The 26,121-nt window shown below is 39.8% G+C and carries 25 protein-coding genes and 1 pseudogene; 12 read left to right on the top strand and 14 right to left on the bottom strand.

The window, feature by feature from the left end:
• Positions 1-291: 291 nt before the first annotated feature.
• From H6F77_RS11865 to H6F77_RS11810, 12 genes are all read right to left on the bottom strand, one after another.
• Positions 292-639: a hypothetical protein gene (locus H6F77_RS11865; RefSeq protein WP_190488689.1), complete on the bottom strand. Its 348-nt coding sequence runs from the start codon at positions 637-639 to the stop codon at positions 292-294.
• A 12-nt stretch (positions 640-651) separates the two neighbouring features.
• Positions 652-882 carry a hypothetical protein gene (locus tag H6F77_RS11860; RefSeq protein ID WP_190488688.1) on the bottom strand — a complete coding sequence of 77 codons (231 nt, stop codon included), beginning with the start codon at positions 880-882 and terminating at the stop codon, positions 652-654.
• Positions 883-888: 6 nt separating this feature from the next.
• Positions 889-1,119, bottom strand: a complete 231-nt coding sequence (locus H6F77_RS11855) for a hypothetical protein (RefSeq protein ID WP_190488687.1) — start codon at positions 1,117-1,119, stop codon at positions 889-891.
• A gap of 32 nt (positions 1,120-1,151) precedes the next feature.
• Complete coding sequence (locus H6F77_RS11850) at positions 1,152-1,739, bottom strand: hypothetical protein (protein WP_190488686.1); 588 nt, start codon at positions 1,737-1,739, stop codon at positions 1,152-1,154.
• Between the two features lie 87 nt (positions 1,740-1,826).
• Complete coding sequence (locus H6F77_RS11845) at positions 1,827-3,095, bottom strand: hypothetical protein (RefSeq protein WP_190488685.1); 1,269 nt, start codon at positions 3,093-3,095, stop codon at positions 1,827-1,829.
• A 69-nt stretch (positions 3,096-3,164) separates the two neighbouring features.
• Entirely contained in the window at positions 3,165-3,902 is a 738-nt protein-coding gene (locus tag H6F77_RS11840; RefSeq protein ID WP_190488684.1) for a hypothetical protein, read from the bottom strand.
• Between the two features lie 10 nt (positions 3,903-3,912).
• The gene (locus H6F77_RS11835; protein WP_190488683.1) at positions 3,913-4,284 is read right to left on the bottom strand and encodes a hypothetical protein; all 372 of its coding nucleotides are present in this window, start codon (positions 4,282-4,284) and stop codon (positions 3,913-3,915) included.
• 67 nt (positions 4,285-4,351) lie between these two features.
• Positions 4,352-4,654: a hypothetical protein gene (locus H6F77_RS11830; protein WP_190488681.1), complete on the bottom strand. Its 303-nt coding sequence runs from the start codon at positions 4,652-4,654 to the stop codon at positions 4,352-4,354.
• 314 nt (positions 4,655-4,968) lie between these two features.
• Positions 4,969-5,940, bottom strand: coding sequence for a hypothetical protein (locus tag H6F77_RS11825; RefSeq protein ID WP_190488679.1), 972 nt, complete (start codon positions 5,938-5,940; stop codon positions 4,969-4,971).
• A gap of 10 nt (positions 5,941-5,950) precedes the next feature.
• Complete coding sequence (locus H6F77_RS11820) at positions 5,951-6,703, bottom strand: hypothetical protein (protein WP_190488677.1); 753 nt, start codon at positions 6,701-6,703, stop codon at positions 5,951-5,953.
• A complete protein-coding gene (locus H6F77_RS11815; RefSeq protein ID WP_190488676.1) occupies positions 6,703-6,987 on the bottom strand; it encodes a hypothetical protein in 285 nt (94 codons plus the stop codon). The genes H6F77_RS11820 and H6F77_RS11815 overlap by 1 nt, the downstream gene beginning before the upstream one ends.
• A gap of 19 nt (positions 6,988-7,006) precedes the next feature.
• On the bottom strand, positions 7,007-7,672 hold the full coding sequence (locus tag H6F77_RS11810) for a hypothetical protein (RefSeq protein WP_190488674.1): 666 nt from the start codon (positions 7,670-7,672) through the stop codon (positions 7,007-7,009).
• 198 nt (positions 7,673-7,870) lie between these two features.
• Here H6F77_RS11810 and H6F77_RS11805 point away from each other — a divergent pair, with 198 nt between their 5' ends.
• The 6 genes from H6F77_RS11805 to H6F77_RS11780 all read left to right on the top strand — a co-directional run bounded on the left by H6F77_RS11805 (position 7,871) and on the right by H6F77_RS11780 (position 14,101).
• The gene (locus H6F77_RS11805; RefSeq protein ID WP_190488672.1) at positions 7,871-8,368 is read left to right on the top strand and encodes a hypothetical protein; all 498 of its coding nucleotides are present in this window, start codon (positions 7,871-7,873) and stop codon (positions 8,366-8,368) included.
• Positions 8,369-8,485: 117 nt separating this feature from the next.
• Positions 8,486-9,709: a hypothetical protein gene (locus H6F77_RS11800; RefSeq protein WP_190488670.1), complete on the top strand. Its 1,224-nt coding sequence runs from the start codon at positions 8,486-8,488 to the stop codon at positions 9,707-9,709.
• A 219-nt stretch (positions 9,710-9,928) separates the two neighbouring features.
• Entirely contained in the window at positions 9,929-10,078 is a 150-nt protein-coding gene (locus tag H6F77_RS11795; RefSeq protein WP_190488668.1) for a hypothetical protein, read from the top strand.
• Between the two features lie 145 nt (positions 10,079-10,223).
• Positions 10,224-12,479: a hypothetical protein gene (locus tag H6F77_RS11790; protein WP_190488666.1), complete on the top strand. Its 2,256-nt coding sequence runs from the start codon at positions 10,224-10,226 to the stop codon at positions 12,477-12,479.
• Between the two features lies 1 nt (position 12,480).
• The gene (locus tag H6F77_RS11785; RefSeq protein ID WP_190488665.1) at positions 12,481-13,665 is read left to right on the top strand and encodes a hypothetical protein; all 1,185 of its coding nucleotides are present in this window, start codon (positions 12,481-12,483) and stop codon (positions 13,663-13,665) included.
• A gap of 238 nt (positions 13,666-13,903) precedes the next feature.
• Positions 13,904-14,101, top strand: coding sequence for a hypothetical protein (locus tag H6F77_RS11780; protein ID WP_190488664.1), 198 nt, complete (start codon positions 13,904-13,906; stop codon positions 14,099-14,101).
• A 140-nt stretch (positions 14,102-14,241) separates the two neighbouring features.
• On the opposite strand, the gene H6F77_RS11775 is transcribed toward H6F77_RS11780, so the two are convergent.
• Positions 14,242-15,726 carry a hypothetical protein gene (locus tag H6F77_RS11775; protein WP_190488662.1) on the bottom strand — a complete coding sequence of 495 codons (1,485 nt, stop codon included), beginning with the start codon at positions 15,724-15,726 and terminating at the stop codon, positions 14,242-14,244.
• 149 nt (positions 15,727-15,875) lie between these two features.
• Between H6F77_RS11775 and H6F77_RS11770 the strand changes: the two genes are divergently transcribed.
• Entirely contained in the window at positions 15,876-17,717 is a 1,842-nt protein-coding gene (locus tag H6F77_RS11770; RefSeq protein ID WP_190488659.1) for an ABC transporter ATP-binding protein, read from the top strand.
• Between the two features lie 86 nt (positions 17,718-17,803).
• Positions 17,804-18,895 carry an acyl-CoA dehydrogenase family protein gene (locus tag H6F77_RS11765; RefSeq protein WP_190488657.1) on the top strand — a complete coding sequence of 364 codons (1,092 nt, stop codon included), beginning with the start codon at positions 17,804-17,806 and terminating at the stop codon, positions 18,893-18,895.
• Between the two features lie 76 nt (positions 18,896-18,971).
• Here H6F77_RS11765 and H6F77_RS11760 read toward each other — a convergent pair whose 3' ends face one another.
• Positions 18,972-19,868, bottom strand: coding sequence for an Npun_R2479 family HD domain-containing metalloprotein (locus H6F77_RS11760; protein ID WP_190488655.1), 897 nt, complete (start codon positions 19,866-19,868; stop codon positions 18,972-18,974).
• A gap of 286 nt (positions 19,869-20,154) precedes the next feature.
• Here H6F77_RS11760 and H6F77_RS11755 point away from each other — a divergent pair, with 286 nt between their 5' ends.
• From H6F77_RS11755 to H6F77_RS11740, 4 genes and pseudogenes are all read left to right on the top strand, one after another.
• Positions 20,155-20,430 carry a hypothetical protein gene (locus H6F77_RS11755; protein ID WP_190488653.1) on the top strand — a complete coding sequence of 92 codons (276 nt, stop codon included), beginning with the start codon at positions 20,155-20,157 and terminating at the stop codon, positions 20,428-20,430.
• 6 nt (positions 20,431-20,436) lie between these two features.
• Entirely contained in the window at positions 20,437-22,266 is a 1,830-nt protein-coding gene (locus tag H6F77_RS11750; RefSeq protein WP_190488651.1) for an AAA-like domain-containing protein, read from the top strand.
• Between the two features lie 49 nt (positions 22,267-22,315).
• Positions 22,316-22,465: pseudogene (locus tag H6F77_RS11745) on the top strand (DUF4058 family protein); the annotation flags it as partial.
• Positions 22,466-22,602: 137 nt separating this feature from the next.
• Positions 22,603-26,073, top strand: a complete 3,471-nt coding sequence (locus tag H6F77_RS11740; RefSeq protein WP_190488646.1) for a GAF domain-containing protein — start codon at positions 22,603-22,605, stop codon at positions 26,071-26,073.
• Positions 26,074-26,121 lie beyond the last annotated feature (48 nt).

Genomic DNA, 26,121 nt, shown 5'->3' with positions numbered 1-26,121 from the left:
TTGCTAGGATATGCTGCGCGTCATTTGCTCACAAGGTGCTGATTCTTCTACAAATTTCAGCTTAAGCCTTGTGAGTTTTCTTACAACAGCCCCCCACTTTTAAAACATCCTCTAAGAGCTAGCGGCTTAGTATTAAACCAAAAATCATTAGTTGGTTCATGAAACCAATAGCGATACTGTATTGATTGATTGAAGTCTATTACACAAAAAAGTAGCCGCATAATTAACCTTCCTAAGTTGTTTGCAGTGTTTGATTAAATCCCTGTTTAGTAACCTTGCAGGGATAAAGGATTAAACTAATTGATCTGCTATCCAAGCAATAACAGGACTCCCAAGGCTCTCGCTATCTAAAGTAAATAAATCACCTGGGCTGATACCAGACCTATTGCCTTTAATAACCATATAACGCGGTTCATTAACGGTATAGTCTCGCAAAGCTATCCAGTCTTGTTGACGATAGATAGAAGCTAAAAAAGCACCCGTCGTAGCTTCTATTTGACCGTCTATAATCACGCCTAAAGTCTTTTTAAGTTTAGGGCGATAGAGAGAAACAATTTCTTCAGGTGATAAGCTAAACTCGCTCTTAATCTCAATAATGGCGAATTGCTCTGTTTGTGTTGTTGTTATTTTGGGTGACATTCTTGCTATTCCTTAATTATTCATGCAATCAACAATTTTCAGCGCCGCCTGTATTTGTGGCAGGGTGTCCTTAGCACAAGTACCAGTAATATGCCTTGTAAACTCTGGCTGGTTTAAAAACCTAAGCTCATAAACCGTGATAGCAATTGAAACATCATCATCATTAGTTGCCTGTAATTCGTAACAGCCTTCTACAGAGAGTTTGAAATCCAAGTTGTAATCAAACCGTTTATTAATAACCAAATTTAACTACTCTTGAGTTAAGTTGTGTTGTTCCCTGTAGATAACAAGCTGTATTTCAGGTTTGCTAACTTCAATCAAAGTCAAGTGAGGATAAGGCTTTGTAGGCGATATACTCGCGTTAACAATCGCTACATAAAACCATTTCTGAAATTCATCTGAAAAGTAAACGCAAGCATTACTACTAAACTCATCGACTGGTAAATTAACCAGAATGTTTTCTTGTCTCAAGCCTTCCATTATCTTTCTCTCCCTATGTTGTTCAGAACTAATTAAAATTCGTAGTCCTCACAAGATGCTAAAGATTCACTCACAGCTTGTGTAATCACCTTTGCAAACTCAGCGTAAGTATCCCGTGTAGCTGGCGCTAGTTTATAAAAGTCTTCATTAGTAATGAAGCTGTTAAAACCAGGTTTTGAAGTAAACTCAAGCATCACCTTATAAAGTACCGCTCCTAACTTTGCAGCGATGGCGTCTGTAACATCCCATGAGCTATGTGAGCGCTCTGAAGCAGTTAGGCAATAGTTTTCTTGTGCTATCGCTCCTAGCAAGTCCTGTGTTAAATCTTTAGACCAAAAGAGTCGTGGTATATGCAAGTCTAAAAGGTGCATTTTTACCAAATTAGCAATCGCCTGCAATACTACTGCATTTAATCTTTGGCGTTGGTCTAGAGGATACTGCAACGCTATTCTTAAGCGTGTGTTTTGAGTTACATCACCATTTGCACGATATGTTTCTAAGATGTGTTGTATTTCATCATGCACGTCCTCTAAGCTTACGCTCAAAGCCCCAACAGTAATTTTTTCTACTTTTGGATAACTCTCTAAAATTGGTGGTAATTCAAAGTTTTGGTCAGGCATAAATCTTTAATTCCTGTTAATTGAATGTTTGCAAAAAAGCTAGTAATAACGCCGGAATTTGTAAGTGGCTCCTAGCTGAAGATAGAATTAACCTTTATCAGGTATCCAAGCACGTAACTCTAGTTTCCAGCCAAGCTCACGCATACAGTTCCGTACATTATCAATGCTTGGGCTAAGGTCTAATTCGCCTCTCTTAAGTCCCTCATCTAAAGTATGTTTAACCTTCTTTGGATTGATACTCAACGGCATCACTTCGTAACCAGCTTGAGAATTCAAAGCGGTGATAGTTTCTATTTCTTGCTGAATTAACTCACGCAATAGTTTAAGGGTTGCACCATACTCATTCTGTTTTGTACCATTTGCCCATTCCCAATATTTACCAAGGAATTGAATAGCGTCTGGTATTGTTGACCAAATCCCCATTGTTAAGCCAGTAGAGAGCATATCTACACTGATTGTCCAATTCTCTCCACTAAGTTTTTCTGGTAGTACAAATGTACGTTTACGAGAATTAAGTTGCTTACGCCACATTACGAATAATGCACAGTTATCAGTGTTTGACCAATAATCTTTCAGAAGATTATCAAATCCACGCCAATTAATCGTGTCAAGATTAAGCCGTTCTAACACATTAAATTTGTACTCTTTCCTACCTAGTACAGCGTCGAATTGTCCACCCTCGTAAAAGTTACCAACATTAAATCGCTCAGCCTCTCCCGGTTCAAAGTCCTCAGCTTTTTTAAACTTAAGTACAAAACAGCGGCGCTGTAATTCTGGGAAGTCGGGGTCTGCGTAAAGTGGGGACACGCTGCTAATAACGCGACCACAGAAACATCTAAACTTCATATTCTGTCCACGCTCACCCGCTATCTGTATCGTGTCTGTAGCGCGGTCGTAGCCAAACTTAAACAAACGATAAACATCTATTTTGTCTTGGAAAAATCGTTTATCAATATCATCCAAGACTAAAATAGTGTTTTGCTCAAAGAATTCACCATCATGTTGGATGAATTTATGTTCTAACAAATGGTTACGAATGCTAGCGAATGTATCTGAGCTTGTACATATCGGAACTCCCCAACAATAAGAAGCAAGCTTTCCAATTGTTGACTTTCCTACACCTGGTTTACGACCATGACAAAATAGAATTGGTAAGATTTTGGACAACGCAGAAGGCGTACAAATGTATGCAATTGCAAGCGGGACTTGTAAACTTGCATGGGGGATAAGTACCGAGTCTTGAAGTAAATTAGCCAAATTCTCCCAAATTTGTAGATTGTTGTCCCAGTGTTCTTGCCAAGGATCGAGACTTTCATCGCTAAAGAGTGCGTAGTCTATTGGTGGAAGGTCGCTCATTGCTCTTATGTGTAGGTAGTGAACGTTTAACGTTTTTGTTGAACGTTTTCGTTAAACGTTCTAGCAGTATTAACTCTCAAAGATAGCGATAACAAGCTGCTCAACTATGTTGCCAACATCGGGCCAATCGTGTTTTATGTCGTACAAGTAGCACGCTAAATCTTTTAAGTTCTTTGGTGGCTCTGTACCGTCTGGATAAGGTGCAAGCTTATCAATGACAAATTTCCATTTACTCTCTAGTCGGACAGTCGCAGACTCAGAGTAACCACCTCCCCAGCTACCTTTCTTCTTAACTTCTGGCAATCCTTTAATTTTGTCCGGTTCACAATGCTCTATATAGATTGCGTTATCCCGTAAAAATTCCAACGTTTGTTCTGGTAAGGGACGCCCGTTGTTATCTATGCCAGTTAGCAAGTGCTTGCCGCCATAGCTGTCGAACTTTAAAAATCCCTTAAGATTTTTTTCTTCACTCAAATAATAAGGTTCATCCGCCGCAAATATTTTGCAAAAGTAAACTTCGTGATACTGAGGAGTTACATTTTCTTTTTTCCAAGTATCACCAAGCTTTGTACTCTTCTCATATTCTTTAGCGTGTATGGGAATCTGTATGAACGCTGGTTCCCATTTCCAAGCCCTATCGCCTTGTTTTTCAACGTCTGTAACTTCTTCAGCCCAACAGTAAAGAATGTAACCATTATCTGATTTTTGAAGCTTTCCTTCAGAAAACGTAACTTTTCCGCTAAAGTCCTCAAACTTTCCAAATAGTTGACCATAGATTTGACCGTCTTTTGGTGGATAATAAAGCATTTAAAAGCCTCTAAGAATGACTGTTGATGTACTTGATTGCGTCTGTAATTGTAACTGTTGTGAATTGATTATCAATCTTTAATGGTCTATCGCCTCCCACAATAATTAAACGGCCATAATCATTTGGATTATGGAATTCTAAAAACTGCAACTTAAGCCTGAATTCCTCTGTTAAAAAGCCCTTTGCTTCTAAATTAAAATAGAAGTAAGGTTCAGCGTAAGACCGAGGATAGATTCTAAAGTCACAACGCCAAGTAAGGGCGGAGTAACGGTTTGTAGCAGGCTTAACTAAAATCTCTACTTGTCTTTTAACATTCGCTAATTTGAATTCTCTAACTAAATCCCTCCAAATAAAAAACTCTAATTTACTAGGGAAAAACAAATCTCTATCGTTAAGCTTCTCTGAGCTTGTACCGTTAGTTAACGGGTCATACCAGATAGGAATAGCGTTACTGTAACTCGCCTTTTTCCTTAAACCGCTTGTAGGCTTCTGAGAGGAGGATTTGTAGTTCTTGATATTTAACACCTCGTAAAGGGATTACAAAATCTCGAAGTAGTTTTTCAACTACATAATCGCGGTTGTAGATTACAAAAACTTGCTCTTTTTCTTGGAATGCAAAAAAAGGGGGAAGCTTTATCTGCCGCAGTACCTTAAAATCTTTATTCAGCATTGCTGGGCAAGAATTAATCAAAAACTTGTTACCAAGCTGTTGTTCCCAGAAAATCTCTTTTATTTGTTTCTGCTCATTCATTTCGTTGAACTGTTGAACTACAAACCAGGATGCATGAGTTGAAAAAAAAACAATAAGTAATTATACTTAATACCCCCCCAAAATGACTTAGTGGAATTTTAATTTTTTTGTAGAATTCCTGACGTAGTTACTTTTTAGCTTTTTTATAAAGTTAAGTAACAAGTTTTTAATACCTAAAAAAACCTCCCTAGCAGTAAGCAAAGGAGGCGTAAGGGAAGGAAACAAGGCTTTATGTATGAGGTTTAGCGTACACCGCTCATTCATTCAACGAATCGTTCAACGATTTGTTGAATGTTTTTATATGTGTGAGTAAACTAGAAGGCGTAGGATATAGCGATAAGGCTTTCTGTGCAGGATTCCATCAAACGCTCTACAAAACCTTCCACAAACTTCTTAGTCTTTTTATCCTTTATCGTGTCTATCTTTTCTTCTACTGCTTTAGCGAAGGTAAAAGGCTTGGATTCCTTCTCCCCCCAAGACTCAATGATTTTATCGGCGTCTGGGATAATGTCGCTTATAAAATCGATAATTGTGTCGTTTGACTTAATCCAGCGACGAACGTTCATATATGTCTGCCTAAACATATTGTCTTGCTGTACCCGTTTCGATGACTGAAACAAAACATTAAAGCCCTGTAAAATCTCAGTTTTTATATCGTCATCGATAATCTGCCAAACAGACGCAACGTTTGCAAGATTCAGTCTTACACCTACGGCTCCCGGCAAAACACCACAAATAGTACTTCCCATCGCAGTGCCCAGAGCATTACCAGCAAGTCCATAAAGTGATTCAATACTTGCATCTATATTCTTTTGTATATCTTCATCAGTTGCATTCCAGTTGTAACTATAAATAAATTGAGCTTTAGTAACAAGCCATCTAATGCACTTACCTACTGGATTCTGAAGCACATTATTAATAGCTACACCAGCGGCTGTTGCTGCAATACCTGCTAACATACCAAGCCCACTTAACCCACCTGCTAAAGCTCCAAGTGCAGCGCCGCCACTAAATACCATTACACCGATAGCAACTACAGCCCCTGCACCAAGTAAAGCGCCTGTTAAATCTGTTGACCAAAAATCAGCAAAAAAATCAAAAGTAATATCTTTAATATTTTTTGGGTCTTTAACTAAGTCTTTAATTGAGTTAATTAAATTCCCTACCACCGCCAAGCCAGAATGAACCCATTTACCAGCAATACTACCAACACCACTAAAGAAATTTATATTAGCGAATCCACCGTATAAAGCACTCGCGAGTGTGTTGTCTTCTATTGCGAACATAAGATTACCTCTAGTAAGGAATTGCTACAGACCAGTATTCGCCACGCCTTCCAGCGGTTTTATTTGCTTTACCTTTCCTTTCTAACTCTAATAACGTATTAGCAATAGCATCATCTGTATACGTTGAACTAAACTGTTGAACGATAACGTTGAAGTGTACGGGGATAAGGGTAAGGAACGAATAGATATCATCCTCTATTGGTGTACTCTCAATGACTGGCAAGGTATCAGACTCAACCCAGTGGTAAACCTCAATAAGTAGCTTGTCATCATCATTCTGACGACTAGACACCGTGCCGATTACTTGACCAAACTGCCAAGGATTCCCAAAGCCTTCTATCTTTCCAAAAAAACGTTTACCTCCTTTACGCGGTAATTTTTTTACACCAATAAAACGCCCGTTTTCTTCGCCGCCAGGTTTCCTGTGATAAGGCAAGTACAGTTCTACGTCTGTAGGTTGGGAATGTTCATCACTGCCAACAGGATTATAAAACTGTGCTTTGCCTACTACTGGAGCGCTACCGCTACTCGGATAGCTATTAAATTCCGCTATTGCATAGTAAACGTTAAACCAATCGCGAGTAACTGTAAGACCGTTATCATAAGTTCTGACTGGTTCATCTAATTGATAACCTCGCATCCTAAAAAGAAAGTAATCTGACGTAGTGCGACCAAGCTGCGATGAACTCGTAATACTACCGCTATATTCCCATTCGTAAAGTTGTTGTTCTAACGGTGCTACAAAAAATGGTTCCCAAGGCATCAACTTACACCATAAATCTGTAATCGATTTTCCATGTTCTCAGACACTTCATCACAGTACTTATCAATGCTAATCACGTAAGGTTCTACAGCTTCTAAATAACTCCAGAAATCAAGCTCACCATCTAACAAGCGGTTAACTTCCTTCTCAACAGCCATAGCATTTTGAAACGCCATGTCTATTGCTTCGTCATGTTGGTCAAGGGGAATGAGCAAATATAACCCACGCCCAATATGTCGCCTGTCAAATGCATCGTCAATTTCTTTTGATTCTTTAGAAGCCATAACCTTATTACTTTTGAGATTAGAATACGCCGCGAGTAAGAACTTTAGTACGACCTCTAAATACTTCAGGGTCGTAACTTACCGAACGTGCCGCGCCAAGCGTACCTTTCTTATCATCTTTAAGGATTGCTTGAACGTGCTTTTTGACATCTTCTTCTTCAGAATTAACAAGAGAAGCTGTCGCACTACCTTTCTTAGCATCTAGTGCTGCAATAGTTCTACCGAATGGCGCTGACATAGACTTACCAGGGACTTTCATGTATTTATCCCCTGTAATATCAGACGTTTTTTCTATAGCCGCAACTGTAGCAGATTCCGCAAAAAATGCTCGTACTAAAGCAGGGTAGTAGTTTTCTTCTAATACCGTTGCATCTTTTGTTTCATCTAAACCAAGGTCAGTTTTAGCAAGCCCACCACTCTTAGCCATAGCTAAAGAACCAGCAGTAATAACACCTATATATCTATCTGCATCGGTCACTGTCTCAGGAACATGACTATTAAAAGGAAGTAAACCAAAAGTTACTCGTACTTTATCGGCTGCGGTTGGCTTTTGAGTAATTTTAATTTTTCGAGTTCCTGCTTTAAAGGCTGCAAAATTCCCAACTCTTGAACCTGCGGCAGCAATACCGCCACTCTGTCTCAACATCCTTTCTAAATCTGCAAATCTATTACGTCTACGCGGCATTATTTTTACTTCGTGAACTACTACTTATATATATATATGAATAAAAAAAAATAAGCAGGATAATATAAACAAATAAGCTTATTTTTCGCTCACTTGTTTTACCCTGTATTTTGACAACTCCTTCAGGAGTTGAAATTTCTGTATTCAGTTGTTAATACGAGTATATACTATATATGAAATCATTATCAATAAAATCACATGGTTGCTATTCCTAATAACGGAAATGACACACTCAAAAGTACAACTATCGAAGGTCAAATATGGGAGTTAACCCACTTACATACTAAATGGCAAAAAGACACAGCCAAAAATCCTAATAATCTTACATATGTTTCTTGGAGTATTACTACATCAGGTGCAAACTTATCAGCACAGTATGAATTCAAAACAACTCAAGGGTTCAGTGATACTGGAGGTATCACTCATACAGTTCAAGAATACCTAGTAAACACTGGTTTTATAAACACTCAAACAAATTTAAAATCTACAACTCCTACTGCTTACTTAGTTGAACTACTTTTCAAGCTACAACAAAAAGAAAGTTTACCAAGTTCTAATACCCAAAATTTAAATAATGTAAGCGCTGGATTCCCAGTGGATACAGACGTATTCAGCGGCTCAGTAACACTTAGTTTAAGTGATAGCGATGATGGTGAAGGGAATCCTACTTTCCCAGTTAAACCTTATTTAACTTAATGTAAAATTTAAATTGTCCCCTGTGGATTCTACGGACTCATACCACAGTAATTAACTTAGTTTATTAGGTTGCTATTATTAGTTACTGTGGATTTTTTACAATTAGGAAAGGAAGCAATGGCAGTAATTCAAGTATTCAACAATGTTAAAAACTTTCAGCAAGAAATTAAACCAAACGACGGCAGCGGAATTATAAAAATTTTTGAATCTAATCCTACACGTTCCCTGCAAAACTTAGGATTAACTGCAAAACATACAAGTATCAATACTTTTTTAAAAAACTTAGTGTGTTATTCAGAAATTAATTCTATACCTGAAAGCGGCTTTCCACGTTTTGAGTTAACCGATAGTGAAACAGAAAAGCTAACAAAAGCGTTAAAAGTCGCCTGGGATACTCCAAGAATAGAGTTACAACTTTGGGACAAACAAGCTAATGGTGCATGGCAACCTATAGCTAGAGTTAGTATTCAAAATCCAGACCAATACCCTTATAAAACATATAATTTACTTGATTTATTAACTGATTCTCTATCGTATGAAATGGGGAACGATTACACGCTAGGCGTACAAGTTGTAGATGTTGGATGGGGATTGATAAAAGCTAATGATAAATTAGTTATTCGTGGTTCTTATACACAAGAAATAATTGTTGTAGACCCTGAAGCAGAAATATTAAAGCAAATTATTGTGAATAAACCAAATAATGTAAACGATGAACATATTGGTACACGGGCTATTAATGATAGCTTTTTTATTGGTAATACTAACACTGGTAATTTAAGTCAAATTATTAATAGTTTGGCTCATCAAATTAAATTAATCACTGGTGAATCAGAATGGTGGAAAATACCGCTAACTTCACTTAAAAAATTAGAAAGCTTTGAAAATCTTACAACACAAGAAATAGAATCAATTATTAATATTGGTTCTTTGGAACAACAAGTAGATTCTAATACTGCTAGTATTCACGACTTAGAAGAGGAGGCAATACTTACTACTACTGCTTATCAACAATTAAGTGACGCTTGGCAGCCATTAGCTTTCACAACTAAATGGAAAAACTGGACAGTTTTAAATACTTTTACGCCAGCTTATAAGTTATATAAAGATGGCAGTTTAGAGATAAGAGGAGGAATACAATCTACCTCTACACCTGGGTACAATGAAACAATTGCCTTGTTACCAATAGGCTGTCGGCCTGAAAAAGTGCATTACATTCAAAGTTATGGAGTAGGAGTAAATCAAATAGAAGTTAATCCCGATGGTTGGTTAAGATATCAATCTGGCGATTCCGCCGGAGGGATATTACTCCAAAATCGTTTTGCAATAAAGGTAGTTTAAAGTGTTTCACAGGATAGGAAAACGTAAAATACTAATTAATGACCCAGCAGATTTTAAAATGCCATATCAAGTCTATGGAAGAGAAGATTTAAATAAGATGTATCAACGCTATCAAGGATTAAGGAAAGTATCCCTACCCTACAAACAAAGACTAGGTTTCTTTAGTAAGGATATAGCAAACGTTTAACGATTTTGTTAAACAAATTAGTTCAACAATTCATGCCTAGAGTAATAGAATCAGCAGAAGATGAAGACCAAGGATGGGGAGTAAGGAAATCGCCTTATGAATATGATGGAAATGTTAGAGATACGGGAAAGCCTAGCGCCGCGAGTGATGTAACCTCAAGCAAGGACGGGCGACAGCCTTGAAAGAGAAAGTAGACCAACTCAAACAAAGCGGTTATCGAGTAGAGATACTGAAGGAATCAGAAACAACCCAAGAACCCAAATCAGAAAAATAAAACGTGGTAGGGAATTTCCAGAAGTACCAAAAATACCAGAAGTATCAGAGGTAATGGATGGCTTAGTTCCACTTGGCGATAGTGGGTTCTACTCTGTCCCTGACGACGCCGCAGCGCCCAATGATTGCGAACGATGGCCGGATAGTCCCGTTTGTAGCAATCAGCCGTTTAGCGCTCTCCCTATCGGCTTTGATGACATAGAAATAATTGCTGATGAATGTAATAAAGGATTTTCTATTACACCAGTAGTAGCAGGAATAAAACTTCCTAAATATCAATTAGTTCACAGAGAAGAAAAATGTAGAGTAACTCCTCCAGATACGAGCGTTAATCGAGAATGGAACATTTACGAATTACCGCCACAATTTAAAGGTATTCCCGCACCACCTCGCCCGCGTAGCTGTATCCCTGATGGTGAAGATTTTTATTGTTATGTAGGTATTCAAACACATCAACGAGGGTTAAGAAGAAGCGTATATCTTAGAAATGAAGGTAATGAATTTTTTCAGGGAACGACAAAAATCACTCCTAAAATATTTGCGCCTATGGAAAATACCCCTATAATTACTTGGGCTAGTCGCAACAATCCTAGTAATATTTATCAAAGACAACCGCTTATAGCTTGTGAATATCAAACTTCATCTGAAAATCAAAATTATTATGCGGCTACCGGAATTTACAAAGCCTTTGTAAATAATCCAAGTGGAGAACAAACTAGCAATAATAGTAATAAAAAATATGGCGTAATTTACGCTGATTCAAGTATTGATATAGCAATAGAAGATAGTGATGGAGAAATTACCGAAGGTGAAGGAAGGATAAGTAGTTACAATTATGAATACAATGTTAGAATCTGGGGTTCCACGGGTGATACAGGTAATAACGTCGCTATTTTATATGGTTTATATAGTGATATTTCTAAATACTTAAAAGAAACTAGCAAACCTCTTATTGATATTTACGAGCAATCATTTTATTCAGGACACTTGGCAAGTGAGAGAATAAGGAATGATTACGGAGTACAAGTAATATGGATTAAAGTAGATGGGGAACCAGTAAGGTTTCCTAAATGTGAAAGTGATAAACCACCAAAAGAAAAGAAAAAAAGGTGTTGTATGGGATGCTGTCCACCGTCTCCAGGCGATGATAGTTTATTAAGAGCAATTCTTAAAAAAGTAAATGAGATTGATGAAGATGTAGAGAAATTAAAAAAACAAATAGGTGAACCAGTTGATTTTAATTATAATGTTGAGAAAAAAACAGAAGTACTTAAAGACTTCGGCTTTGACAAAAAAAAAGAAAAGCCTGCAACACTATTTGAGAGTATTAAATTTAGTGCTTCACAAGTGGATGAATTAATCATTCAAGCAAAGCGACTTAAAGAAGTTAATAGCGTTTTACAACCAAAAGAGTTTTACGACGCTAAATTACCTAAACGCATTTTGTACCCTGGTGTTACTGGCGATGAAAAAATTAAAGGATATGCAGATATACAAAAAGCACAAATCAGGCAGGCCGATAAATCAGCAGGATTATTTCCAATTGAAATAACTTTAAAAGACAGTGACCCAGCTAAGAAGGGCGACCAAAAATTAACAGTTAAAATTCAGTCAATGGCGGATGCACTTCAATTATTAATCTCCCACGCTATTGATACAGCGGGTGATACTGATGTTACTAATAACATGGCAATAAGGTTGTTATATGAAGTTGGTGCGGTTCATAAGATAGTAGCTGCTAATAATCAAATAATGGAGAACATAGAAGAATGGTGTGATTATCCAATAGAGCATAAAAAACTAGATGTACCTTTTGCCTTTAATCCTTTTGCTAGCAGCGAGAAAGGTTTTGAAAAAGGTGGTAAAGGAAACATTGATAAGAACACTGAAGCAAGTACAGAAGAGTTATTACCAGAACTGCTTAAAGAAGTGAATGTCCCGCTTAAAGTACCAATGTTTAAAGGTGGCAAAACTCTTAATGAAACGTTATTAGAATACGGGCATCATTTACTCGCTATAAGCGGTACTACTACGACACCATACAAGGGTGTAGACGCTTTAAAAACGCTTATTGATAGTGCAGTGTTAGCGCAAAAAGTACATGGGTTCTTGACGCGAGAAAACGTCAAAGCCGCATTATCCGGAGGAGAGCCAGAGAAGGTCTTTAGCGAAATTGAGCTTGGTTATGAAAATACAGCGCCTAAAAGAACAGAAAATATTAGCCCTTATAACAGACCAAAGGACAATAGACCGAGGGTAAAGAAAGTCTCAAAACGTAAAGGCGATAAGCCTACAGAGGATAGTAAATAAAATGGCTAAGTGGGATGTCATCCTAAATAAAGCTATTCAAATTAAGGAAAAATATAACGATGTAGCTGATTTAGTTACTGAAAAAGGTGCGCCTGAAAAAACAGAGAACGTACCGCTCAAATTTGATGTCCTAGAAGTATTCCCAGATAGAGATAATAAAAAAGATATTTATCTTTTATCCGGTAGTAGCGAAACACTTCAATTACAAACATCCTTGTTTTTAGCAATAGAGGAATTAGTTAGCGCTAGAACAGGTAATTTTAATCTAAAAGAATGGGCGGAAAATTGGTGTAATGAATTCCCAGACTACGAAGGTAAATATAGACCAAAAGATTTTAAAGAAAAACCTTGGGGACTTGACCCGAAGGAAAAACCAAAATTAGACATTGTTGAATCAACTGGTAAAGTCGCTGCGCCTTACTATGTTTGTCAGTACTTCCCGAACAGAAGTAATGATAATGAATGGTATTGGATGGTCGGTAACGCAGCACAAGTTATAAATCAAATAGTTGAATTTACTAATTTTAATAGAATACTTAACACTAAAGATTTTGGAGAGTTTTACGGTTATCCGGTTGACGAGTATTACCGGATGAAACCAAGTACAAATACATCTATAAAACTATTTTTTACTAATAGAAAAAAACCGCCCTATTATAAAGGGTCAAGTACTACTTTCTTTTATAAAGGGCAAGTAAATATTCCTAATGTAGATGAGAGTAAATTAACTTACGAGAATATTAGAACTGCTTGTAATGCTGACAATGGCTTAGTTTGGGGGCACTGGATAGCTAGAGCATATTTAAGCTCGCATGAAGATTATGCAGGGATTAATCAGATGGTTTGTTGGGGTGACGATGAATCAACTGCTAATGCAAACTTAGATAAGTTTTTAGCTTTTAGTAAAAGTAAAGTTACTTCTAGGACATCCAATCATATACAGAGCGGAACTAAGTTATCTAAAGGCGACCCTTGGTGGGAAGAGAAAACAAAATTTGATATCTACCCTCGCTTTATGACTGTAATTAATCCAGTTAAAAGGGCAGTAGATAAAAATAAACCTGGTAAAGCTACTTCTGGAGGAACATTCCAATATAAGCGAAAACGCTTATTCATCAACCAACAAATTGAGCCTGTAGGTTGGTCAAATACACTGAAGCAGGTTTTAAGCAACAGTGTAAAATAGAGTTAAGAGCCTTACAGAACGTCGAACGAGCTGGGTTAACTACTACTTAGCCTAGCTTTCTTTTTTTCTATCAATATTAAAGAAATGATTAGTTACGAGAAAGTTTTGGAAGTCCTACTGCTATTATTTCAAGCGGTAGCACTTTACTACATTAAATGTGCAAATACTAAAACGGATAAAAACCGCGAACGGATTTTGCAGACACAAGATAAAGTAGATGCACTCACTCAAATAACGTATGAAGCGCCACAATGTAAATTTGAATGCCCTATGGAAGCATCCCTTGTTAGTAAGCTTTATGAGCAAAATGTCTTCAACAGAAGTAACTTACTTAACAAGGATGCTGTTGATAGTAATAGCAATGATTAAAGTATTTGCTGATGTTGATACCGCTACAACGTTCAACGATTCGTTAAATAATTCGTTGAACGATTAAGAGGAGTAAGGGTAAGGATGACTATAAGGAGGGGATAGGATTATTAATGGCCATAAAAAAATCCCTCCTATCGCATAGAATAGAGGGACTTATTAAGATTGCCTGTAAACCGCTAGAACGCCATTACTAGCGGTTCTTTTTTATTCGATATCTTCTACTAAGACTGCAAGCCTTCGCTCTAGTTCTCGGTTGCGTGCTTCTAACAAATTGTTCTGAGTGCGTAGTAATTCATTCTCAAGCCTTAAGGTTTCTATCGTTTCTTTTTCTGTTTCTCGTTGTTCTAACTTTTCAAGTGCTTTTTCAATTATTTTAGCTTTTGTATTTCCTCCCATTTGGCGTTTATAAGTCGTGCTATTCATCATTTCTGAATGACCCATCGAAAGGGCAGCGGTGCTAGTATCAATCCCTCTCTCCCGCGCTCTGTGGTTCCAGCGATGACGTAAGGAATAAGACTTAAAAGTAAAGCCACGTCGCCTTAGAAACTGGCCAAAAGCTTTAGCAACGTGTAATGGGTTCCCACATTCCATTTGCCTTGGCATTGGAGTTTTAAGCTCAAATAAAGCTACCCAATCCTTGCCTTCTGGGCTAAGTGGCATTGCTGTTCGCATCCCAGTTTTACCGTCAGTGACAATAATGTTTGTGTCGTTTGTTGGGTCATTAAGAGCCTTAAAGACTTTACCCTCATATTTGTATGGTTCATACAGATTAAGTATGTTTAATGCTTCATGTGGTCGCAGGCCATAAGTCAACAACATTCCAAACGTCCAACGCCATTCGCAAATTACTTTTGTAAAGCGATTATGAATTCTTTTTGTTGGTGCTAACGACAAAATAAATTGTTCATATTCATCGTCAGAACGTATATCCAATTCTTTGTGTTTATAATCAATACTTTTTTTATAACGCTTTAGCAAGACTCTGTAAGCATCTAATAACTGATGAAAATCAAGGAATTTTTGTATTGCGTAATATGCCCAGTATCTACTGGCAGTATTAGGCTCTGTTGATTCAATAGCTTTAGTAAGTTCTTTTTCAGACAAAAACTCACTAAAGTTAAATGGTTTGTAATAGTGCAAATAAGTATTTTTCCAGTTAGACTCAGGATGCTTGTTTTTTCGCCCTTCTGAGAGATAGTGATTTTTAAATTCCTCAATCAAATCACCAATAGTTTTTGGTTTCTCTATTTGCTTAGGAGTCTCGCTAATGCCTTTAATTTCCTTATCAAACCATTCCCAAGTAAATAAACGTAGACGCATTTGTTGACTTATCTGACGACAATAAAACTCACCTTTACTAAAGCCTTCATCGTCAGCATATAAACCGCAGCCTACATTCCATTGCTTAGTATTTCCACCTTCATGAGTAGGCTTATCAGTAGCGTCTCTTAACGCTGCACTGAACCTTAAGGTTAGGCTCTCCCCCTTTATATCTAGTTTGCAACTAACCTTATCGGCTTTAAGTGTTACGTTGATTGCGTTACAGCGTTCTTTCGCTTCTACGGCGTTTAGCACCTTCCGGCGTGCTGCCTCTGCTTTCTGCCCTTTATACTTATTGAATCCATGTCCACTACCAACACTGCAAATATCTTTAGCTTTTGAGTCTGTAAGCTTTGTTATGTCTGACATTCTAGTTTCTCTACTTTTTCTCTACGTGTTTTTTCGGTGTTTTGACACACTCATTTTTGAGCTTACAAGTCATTTCGTTGAACCGTTGAACTGGTAAGCTTTTCAGAGTATAGCAAAATCCTTGTCTATTTTGACGCTATAAGTAGAACATGAGTCGTCACAAAAAATTTAACGCCCTAAAATTTATTGGGCAACGCATAAGCAAATCCCTTGCGGTCTTCCAGTACAGCGATCGCGCTGTTTCGTTGGTTTGGAATACCAACCGCACCCTGACAATTGTTTTTGCCATCCTCACCTTAGTCGGCGGGTTGCTACCTGCGGCGATCGCATATATCGGCAAATTAATTGTCGATGCAGTTGTTCTCGCTTCTCAATCTGGCTTGCAAAACCACAGATGGGCAGCTTTTGGCTATGTGGGACTAGAAGCGATCGCTGTCATGTTGCTAGCAGGAACTCAACGGGGTCTTGCAGTTTGTCAGTCGTTGCTGCGAGTCGAACTGGGTCAGAAAGTGAATGTTATGATTCTAGAAAAAGCCCTGACACTCGACATCACCCACTTCGAGGATTCAGAGTTCTACGACAAGATGAATCGGGCGCGACACGAAGCATCAATTCGCCCCCTCTCCCTCGTCAGCCGCACTTTTAACCTAATTCAAAACACCCTCTCGCTAGTAACTTATAGCGCTTTGCTGCTAAAACTTTCTGTTTGGGCGGTGGCGGTATTGGCGATCGCGGCTGTCCCTGCTTTCATCGCCGAAACTCGCTTTGCAGGCGAAGCTTTCCGCTTGTTCAAATGGCGATCGCCAGAAACCCGCCAGCAACATTATTTAGAAACTCTCATCGCACGGGAAGACTTCGCTAAAGAGGTAAAACTCTACCAGTTGGGGTCGATCTTCCTCAAGCGTTACCGCGACATCTTTCATCGACTCTACGGCGAAGACCGCAACCTAACTTTGCGGCGGGGATTTTGGGGTTATTTGCTAAGTTTGCTGAGTACAGCAGCATTCTATATTGCCTACGCCTGGATTGTAATAGAAACCATCAACGGTCGCATAACTCTTGGGGATATGACGATGTATTTGATGATATTTAGGCAAGGACAGTCTACTTTCTCGGCGACGCTAAGTTCAATCGGAGGAATGTACGAAGATAACCTCTACCTGTCTAATTTATACGAATTTTTAGAGCAACAAATTCCCAAGTCTGGGGGCAAAGCCACACATGGTTTAATACCTAACGATGGGGTGCGATTTGAGAATGTCTACTTCACCTATCCAGGAAGTTTGCAACCCGCCCTGAAGGGAATATCGCTACAACTGAAACCCGGAAAAAAGCTGGCTATTGTTGGTGAAAATGGTTCTGGTAAAACTACACTGATTAAGCTTTTAACCAGACTTTATACGCCAGATTCAGGGCGAATTTTTCTCGATGGATTAGATCTAGAAGAATGGGACATTAAAGTTTTGCACCAACGCATCGGCGTAATTTTTCAAGACTTCGTGCGCTATCAGTTCACCGTAGGAGAAAATGTCGGTGTTGGTGATGCGGAGCGTTTGGAAGATGAAAAACACTGGGAGATAGCGTCTGAAAAAGGCATGGCGAAACCTTTTATTGACTCTATGCCAGATAAGTTTCAAACACAGCTAGGGCGTTGGTTTAAGGGAGGGACAGAACTTTCTGGAGGACAGTGGCAAAAAGTAGCTTTATCCAGGGCATTTATGCGATCGCAAGCCGATATTTTAGTTTTAGACGAACCAACGGCGGCTATGGATGCTGAGGCGGAAATGCAGATTTTCGAGCGCCTGCGGACTGTTACAAAAAATCAGATGGTTATACTAATATCTCACCGCTTCTCTACTGTGCGTATGGCTGACAGTATTGTAGTTATACAAGGGGGAGTTGTCCTGGAAGAAGGAAGCCACGAGGAATTATTGCAATTGGGTGGGCGCTACGCTAGACTGTTTTCCCTGCAAGCAGCGGGATATCAGTAAACCATGTTAATTGTTCATGGTTCATTGTTGATTGTTGATTGTGCGTTGCAGGCGATCGCCTGTAAAGTAGTATCATTTTGAATTCAATGGATAATCAACAACATCTTTTAGACAAAGTTGAGTTTTATCTACAAAATTCGGTAGCGCCTCATGCTGCCGAAATTGACAATAATCCAGAAGCTTTAGGAACTGCTCTCAAAGGCCTTGGCGAGTTAAATTTACTGGCGTTGCGGGTTCCTAAAGAGTGGGGTGGTGCGGAAGTTAGCGATGAGACTTTTCAAAATTTCCAAGAGCTTGTGGCAAGATATTCTGGAGCCTTAGCTTTCTTGCAAACGCAGCATCAAAGCGCTGCTGGTATGCTCGTACAAAGTGATAATTCTTCTCTTAAACAAGAGTATCTTCCCTATCTGGGTAAGGGTGAGATTTTAGTAGGCGTTGGCTTCTCGCATTTGCGGCGCGAAGGAGAACAACCTATTTTAGCTGTTGCTGTCGATGGGGGATATCAGCTAGATGGACAAGTGCCTTGGGTGACAGGATTTGGCTTGTTTCAAGAATTTATTGTTGCTGCTGAGTTGCCAGATGGTCGAGCGATTTTTGGCCTCTTGCCGTTTGTGGAAATATATCAAGAAGCGGGGGGTGCAATTAGATTTAGCAAGCCAATGGAACTGGCAGCGATCGCATCTACCAATACTGTCACCGCCCAGCTAAGTAATTGGTTATTACCTAGCGATCGCGTAATTTCTATTAAGCCTGCGGGTTGGATTCACGAAAACGACAAAAATAATGTCTTGCGTCCAACTTCTTTAGCATTGGGATGCGCGAGGGCGGGACTTGATATCTTATCAGCAGCTTCATATAAAAAATCGCAACCTTTCCTCATATCTGCTTTTAAATTACTAGACGAGGAAGTTATTAACTGTAGCATTGCTATTAGGAAATCGCAACAACAATCTAGGGCATCTCTAGCAGAACAACTGCAACTAAGAGCCTGGGCGATTGACTTAGCGGTGCGGTGTGCCCATGCAGCAGTGACCGTTTCCAGTGGCGCTGCTAATTATAGCCACCACCCTGCACAACGAGTTTATCGAGAGGCGCTGGTGTTCACCGTTTCCGGTCAAACAGGGGCGCTTATGGAAGCCACCCTCGCCCGGCTGGTTCGCTCAAGTTTCCCCCAATAAAAATAGGACTTACGCCTTTGATGACGGTGACATAAGTCCTAATATTGCTTTAGAGTCCAGTTGGGTGGAGTTTAGCTTAAAAGCGGTGAACTAATTCCCCGGCGGGCATCGCGTTCGTTACCTTATCATTGGCATAAATTCTTGGTTCGTGTTCCACCACAAACACATTCGCATAAAGGTTAGCCAAAAATTGTTTTCCCTCTTGCGTCAATTCCAAGTAACGCAATGCATTTTGAATGTAGGGATAAATCACATTCCAGTAAAACTTCGGATAGTTCTTCCGCAAGTCTCCAGGAGTGCGGTAGCCCAACGCTTGATTAATCCCCGTTTCTTCAAATTCGTAGAACAAAGCACTAATTTTTTGTAAGTAGCGCGGATCGCTGAGTTGACCAATCAAATCGGCGGCGCGAACTAAGCCGGGATAGTTAATAGTGTCTTGGTGATCCTTATCTGCTGGCGCGGGAAAACGAGTTAGTTCAATGTTGCGCTTAATTACTTCGGCATCAATTAATTTGTGACCGCCAAAACGCTCATCGATAAACAGTTTGCCCCGATCGACATGATAAGGAGTTAAGCTGGCATCTGTACAGCCAACAGGCAGTAAAATCATCGCATTGTCTAGACCTTTAGCATACAATCCAATTGATACTTGGTCTTGCTTACAAACGCCTTTTACATACCCGATATCATGGCACAACAAAGAAATCATGCAGTGCAACCAGTCTTCGCAGGAAACACCACCCTCGCGGATGTGTTTGCCCCGTAGAATTTCCTGTCCTACTAAGGTGACAAAAATTGTATGCTCGATGTTGTGATACAAAGCATCGCTGTTGGCGATATTTTCTAGAGCCATGTTTCCTGCCCAGCCGATGATGTCTGCATAGTCTGGTCGGAGTCCGCCATAATTGCGGCGGTAGCCATTTTTTAGGCACTCAACAAAGTTATCGATCAGGACTTCTGTGGGGTTAAACATCTTTGCTCCTCTGACCAAATCTATAGATGTACGACTTGCGCTCAAAGACTGGCAAGTAAACTTGATTTATTAAGACACTAAATTAAAGCGTTGCCCGGAATATACAAATTTGCTATCAATATTTTTTTTAACATAGTTATTTGCATAAAGTCACTCCCCTGAAAATATTAGATGTTAATCAAGCGGTTACAGCTACTAAAACAGCGATCGCTTGAGAGTTATATTAGTAGTATCACTTAGGTTTTAATATATAGGAACCAGGAAAGCTCATGGATTTCACTGATACGTGAATAACTCAGAGCGATCGCGGAATTTAAAAGCTCAGGAAACCCCAGGAAAGCTCAGTAAATTTGCTTTTCAACACTGTCGGCACGTAGCGACAGAGGGTGTATGGGAGGCGGGGAGGGAACTTCCCGGCTTGCCAGTAGGGGCAGTAGCGATCGCCCTAACACTCTGGCTGGTCGCGGTCGTTGCTACTATAATAACAACTACCACGCAGCTTAATACTTCAGTAAATTTACGAATAACTGGAGTATTTAAAGAAAAATTTATCCAAATTTAGTTAGATATGGACGTAAAAGAGGCATTAGAATTGGCAGATAAATTAGCTTCTGCTAAGACAGGTAAGCATCTAAACGATCTGGAAAGAGAAGTATTTATCGGTTCTTGGCAAGGGCAGACTTACGAGGAAATTTACCCTCTTAACCCTCAGTATATAGAGAAAGATGTTGGGTATAAGTTATGGAAGAAGCTGTCAAGCGCATTAGGCGAAAAAGTTACAAAGAAAAATATTAGGGGAGCTATAGAGCGATCGCTCCTTAAGCATCCCAAAGTTTTTATCTCGTACCGCGCCCAAGAGCCAGACAAAACTATCGCCCACAAGTTTTATGAAAGCATAAATGCTTCTGGATACCACGCATTTATGTTTGAGGAAAGTATGAGCATGACAGAAGATTGGCCTGCTCACATAGATTCTCAATTAAAACAATGCGACTACTTTTTGCTATTACTTTCCCCGCAAGCTGCTGTAAGTGAATTAGTCATTGAGGAGCTAAGGCGAGCATTTGAGTTGCGCTCCACGCAGCATAAGCCCTTAGTGCTGCCTATTCGCGTTAATTGTTCCCTAAGTATGCCCCTCAACCACGACCTGCGCGGCTACCTCGATGGAATTGGGCAGCGCGAGTGGAAATCGCCAACTGACACGCCAATTTTAGTACAAGAAATTTTAAATTTGTTGGCTAGTAATGGTGAATGGGGAATTGGAAATTGGGAATTAGGAATTTGGAATATGGATCATCAACATTCCAAAACGGAAAATCCCAAATCTAAAATTCCATCCCCGTTGCCAGTGGCAGAACCAGAGTTGCCAAACGGCCAAGTCCGTCTTGCTTCTGCTTTTTATGTCGAGCGATTGCCTTACGAATCTCAATGTTACAGAGAAATTATGCAGCCTGGGGCGTTGATTCGTATCAAAGCACCCAGACAGATGGGAAAAACTTCCCTCATGGCAAGGATTCTCTATCAAGCAAGAGAACAGGGTTATCGCACCGTACCCCTGAGTTTTCAGCACGCAGATACAGCAGTTTTTACTAATCTGAATCAACTTTTACAGTGGTTTTGTGCAAAGATTAGCCGCAAGCTGCGGGTATGTCATCCAGTAGATGATTATTGGAGCGATACTTTTGGCAGCAAAGATAACTGTACTGCTTACTTTGAAGATTATTTATTATCAGGGGCAGATAGTCCTTTAGTATTGGGATTGGATGAAGTAGATCGGGTTTTCCAATATCCCAAAGTTGCTGATGATTTTTTTGGCTTGCTGCGAGCTTGGTATGAGGAAGCTGGCTATGGAGACGGCAACAGCGACCTGTGGGAAAAATTGCGATTGGTAGTAGTACATTCGACGGAAGTTTATATTCCCTTAAATGTGAATCAATCGCCATTTAATGTGGGATTGCCAATTGAATTGCCGGAGTTTAACGCGGAGCAGGTACAAGATTTAACCCAGCGACACGGACTGAATTGGAACGCATCTCAGGTTAAGCAATTGATGACGTTAGTGGGTGGGCATCCTTATTTAGTGCGGCTGGCTCTTTATCATATCGCTCAACAGGAGATGACGCTCGATCAATTGTTAGAAATTGCCCCTACAGAAGCGGGACTTTATGACGACCATCTACGAAGACACTTATGGAATTTGCAACAGAATCCAGAATTGGCGGTTGCATTTGCTAAGGTAGTTACATCGGACAAACCAGTAGAATTGGAGTCAGTGCCAGCATTTAAGTTACACAGTATGGGGCTGGTACAGATGCAGGGAAATTATGTAACGCCTAGATTTGATTTGTATCGTCAGTATTTCCGCGATCGCGTGGGTTCTCCCAAAAGCATCGCTTAGGTAAAGTTTAGCAAAAAGCCTGTGTAAAAAGTTGCGTTTAGGTGATGAAATGCCTTCTCCATTTCCAGGGTTAGACCCATACTTAGAAAATCCTGAATTGTGGCCAGAGGTGCATCATCGGTTAATTACCGCGATCGCTGATGCCATAGGGCCATCTATTCGTCCTAAATATCGATTGGCGATTGAAAAACGGATTTATTATGCAGGCTAGAGTTTTATAAACAAAAAATAAAACATCAGGCGATCGCTCTCCAATCAAAGTCGGTCAGCATCTACTAACTACTAATTAATATCTACCAATGGAAAGCGGTGTTTTCTACCAATTTAGATTCAATTATGAGTCAAGAGCTAAACCGAGCATATAACTATAAAGTGGGCGGACATTTACCACTTGATGCCCCCACCTATGTAGTCCGTCGTGCCGATAATGACCTTTATGAAGGATTAAAAGCAGGCGAATTTTGTTATGTCCTCAATTCCCGGCAGATGGGCAAAAGCAGCTTGCGGGTGCGAACGATGCACAGGTTGCAAGCTGAAGGATTCGCCTGTGCTGCAATTGATTTAACCAAGATTGGCAGTCAAGATATCACCCCAGATCAGTGGTATGCAGGGGTGATGAGACGGCTAGTAACCACTTTTCAACTGTCAGGTAAGATTAACTTACAAAGTTGGTTGCGCGATCGCGCTTTTCTTCCTCCCGTGCAGCGCTTGAACGAGTTTATCGAACAAGTGCTGCTAGAGTCAGTCAGCCAAAATATTGTGATTTTTGTAGATGAAATTGATAGCGTCCTCAGCTTAAATTTCAGAATAGACGACTTTTTCGCCTTTATCCGCGCCTGCAATGAATACGATAGGTTAACTTTTGCCTTGCTGGGAGTAGCCACACCTTCCGATTTAATTCAAGACAAAAACCGCACCCCTTTTAATATAGGTCGAGCCATAGAATTAAATGGCTTTGAGTTACACGAAGCGCAACCTTTAGCCTCTGGGTTAGCAGGTAAAGTTAGCAATCCCCAGGCTGTTTTAAAAGCAATACTAGATTGGACTGGCGGACAACCATTTCTTACACAAAAGCTTTGTAAAATTGTCCTGGAGAATGCAGATTTAATCCAAAATCCCAACTTTACAATACCCAACCCTGAAGGCTGGGTTGAACTTTTAGTGCGATCGCGCATCATTGACAATTGGGAAGCTACTGATGAACCACCGCATCTAAAGACAATACGCGATCGCATCCTTAGAGTGGGACATCGCAAGGGTTTGCTGCTAGAACTTTATCAGCAAATTTTGCAACGCAACGAAGTAGCAGCCGATGACACCCCCGAACAGATGGAATTGCGGCTGTCAGGCTTGGTAGTTAAACGCGGTGCAAAGTTAAGAATTTGCAACCATATTTACGAATCTGTATTTAACCAATTTTGGCTTAACAAAGCATTAGCAGATTTGCACGCAGATTTTAGGCAAATTGTTGCCGCGCAAGAACAAAAACTGCTGTCTATGTTAAGCGTAATGGAGGGTAAAGGTTTCGACGATATTCTTTATGAAATTCTAGGTTCTATAACCCTAAAAATGGGCGAACTCCTGAGTGTAGATCGTACCACTATTTTATTTATAGATGAAGATAAAAATGAACTATGGTCAATTATAGCCAGAAATGAAGGCGGTAGCAGCCACGCATATCCAGAAATTCAAATCCTGTCCAATCAAGAAACTGAAAGGAGGGTAATGAATTTTAAAAAATTAGTCAATGCTCCTTTTAGTTTCCGCGACGAAAGCCTCATTTTAGAAGAAGATATAGATAATAAAAACGGCTACCGCACCTACAATGAATTAGTTTTGCCCCTCTTGAACGAACAGGGAGAATTAGTAGCTATTGTCCAGCTAATTAACAAGCTAAAGGGATCTAATAATCTTACAAATTATTTTGTAGAAAGAATTGACAAAGAGGGATTCACGGAAGCAGATCAAAGACAGTTTGCTGAATACGCGCCAGTAATTCGACGAATTTTAGAAAAATGCCAGTATTGCTATAAATTAACCCAAAGACTCAAAGCATCGGAAGCGCTAACAGAAGCAACGCGATCGCTATCTCAAAGCAGTCTGGATTCTGAAGAAGTCCTCGGTCGCGTCATGGATGCAGCCAAGAAACTCATGAACGCCGACCGCAGTACCCTATGGATGTTAGACCGCGATCGCAATGACTTATGGACAAGAATCCCCCAAGCAGATGGCTCATTAAAAGAAATGCGCGTTCCTGTAGGGGTCGGCTTTGCAGGAAAAGTAGCAGCATCGCAAGAGGTTTTAAATATTCCATTTGACCTCTACGACCATCCCGATTCTGCTAATTCCAAAAAATTCGATCAAGCTACAGGTTATCGCACTTGTAGTTTACTATGCATGCCAGTTTTCAGCCCAGATGGGGAGTTGCTTGGTGTAACTCAATTAGTCAACAAAAGGAAACAAGGCGAATTTCCAGAATATAACCCCACTAATTGGCCGGAAGCGCCAGAATGTTTCAAAGCTAGCTTTGATGCTCAAAGTCAAAAATATATGCAGATATTTAACGCTCAAGCTGGCGTTGCTCTGCAAAATGCCAAGAAGTTTGCCACAGTTAAACAAGAGGCGGAAACTCAGCAAAAGAATGTTGTTAGCCAAACTCTGGCTATGCTTAATAGCGTCATGGATACTCAGGGTTTTGATGACATTCTCGATGCAACATTGCGCTCTATTACCCTAAAAATGGGTAAGTCCATGAGTGCCGATCGCACGACCATTTTTCTATTAGATGAAGAGAAAAATGAATTTTGGTCGATTATTGCTGAAAATGAAGGCGATGGGTTTCTAGAAATTCGCATCCCTGCAACTAAAGGGATCGTGGGGGAAGTAGCGGCACGCAAGCAAGCTATTAATATTCCTTTCGATTTCTACGACGATCCGCGTTCTGAGACAGCAAAAGAGCAAGACAAAAAAAACGGATACCGCACCTATACAATGTTGGCTTTGCCACTGTTGAACGAACAGGGAAATTTAATTGCTGTAGTCCAGTTGCTTAACAAGTTAAAAAGATTTGGCGATCGCACTGCTTCTTTGGCAGAAAGAATCGACCAACAAGGCTTTAACGAAACAGATCAAGAACGGTTTGCTGAAAATGCGGCTATGATTCAAATGATTTTAGAAAGCTTCCGTTCTTATCATAAAACAGCTAGAGGACAACGAGTTGCAGCCGCACTCATGGCGGCTACACGTTCCGTTAGCCAGAGCAATTTAGATCTCGAAGAAATTCTCAAGCGGGTAATGGAGGCGGCTAAAAAACTAATGAACGCCGATCGCAGTACCTTGTGGCTGTTAGATATTAAATCAGGTGAATTGTGGACGCAAATTCCTTTTGAAGACGGTTCTGTAAAAGAATTGCGCGTAAAAGTAGGGCAAGGTTACGCTGGTAAAGTCGCCGAATCCGCTAAACCTCTGAATATTCCTTTTGACTTGTACGATCACCCTGGTTCGGAAACTGCAAAAAAAACCGATGCAAAGACTGGTTATCGCACTTGTAGCCTATTATGCATGCCAGTTTTTAGCCCCGATGGGGATTTAATTGGCGTTACTCAATTAATTAATAAAAGGAAACCCGGCGAGTTTCCCGAATACAACCCCGATGATGGGGTAGAAGTGCCAGATTACTGGCAAGCTAGCTTTGACGAAAGCGATCAAAAATATATGCAGATATTTAATAATCAAGCTGGCGTTATTCTCCAAAATGCAGAACTTTTAGCAGCACTGAAACGCCAAGAGCGATCGCTGTTGGGATAATTAATAGTAGATACGTTATTTGTAACGAATCGGTTAAACCCGACTAAT

Origin of the sequence: Microcoleus sp. FACHB-831 (assembly GCF_014695585.1) — a bacterium.
Taxonomy (GTDB): Bacteria; Cyanobacteriota; Cyanobacteriia; order Cyanobacteriales; family FACHB-T130; genus FACHB-831.
The sequence above is the reverse complement of the archived record's forward strand: the minus strand, read 5'-3'. Positions and strand labels throughout refer to the sequence as shown.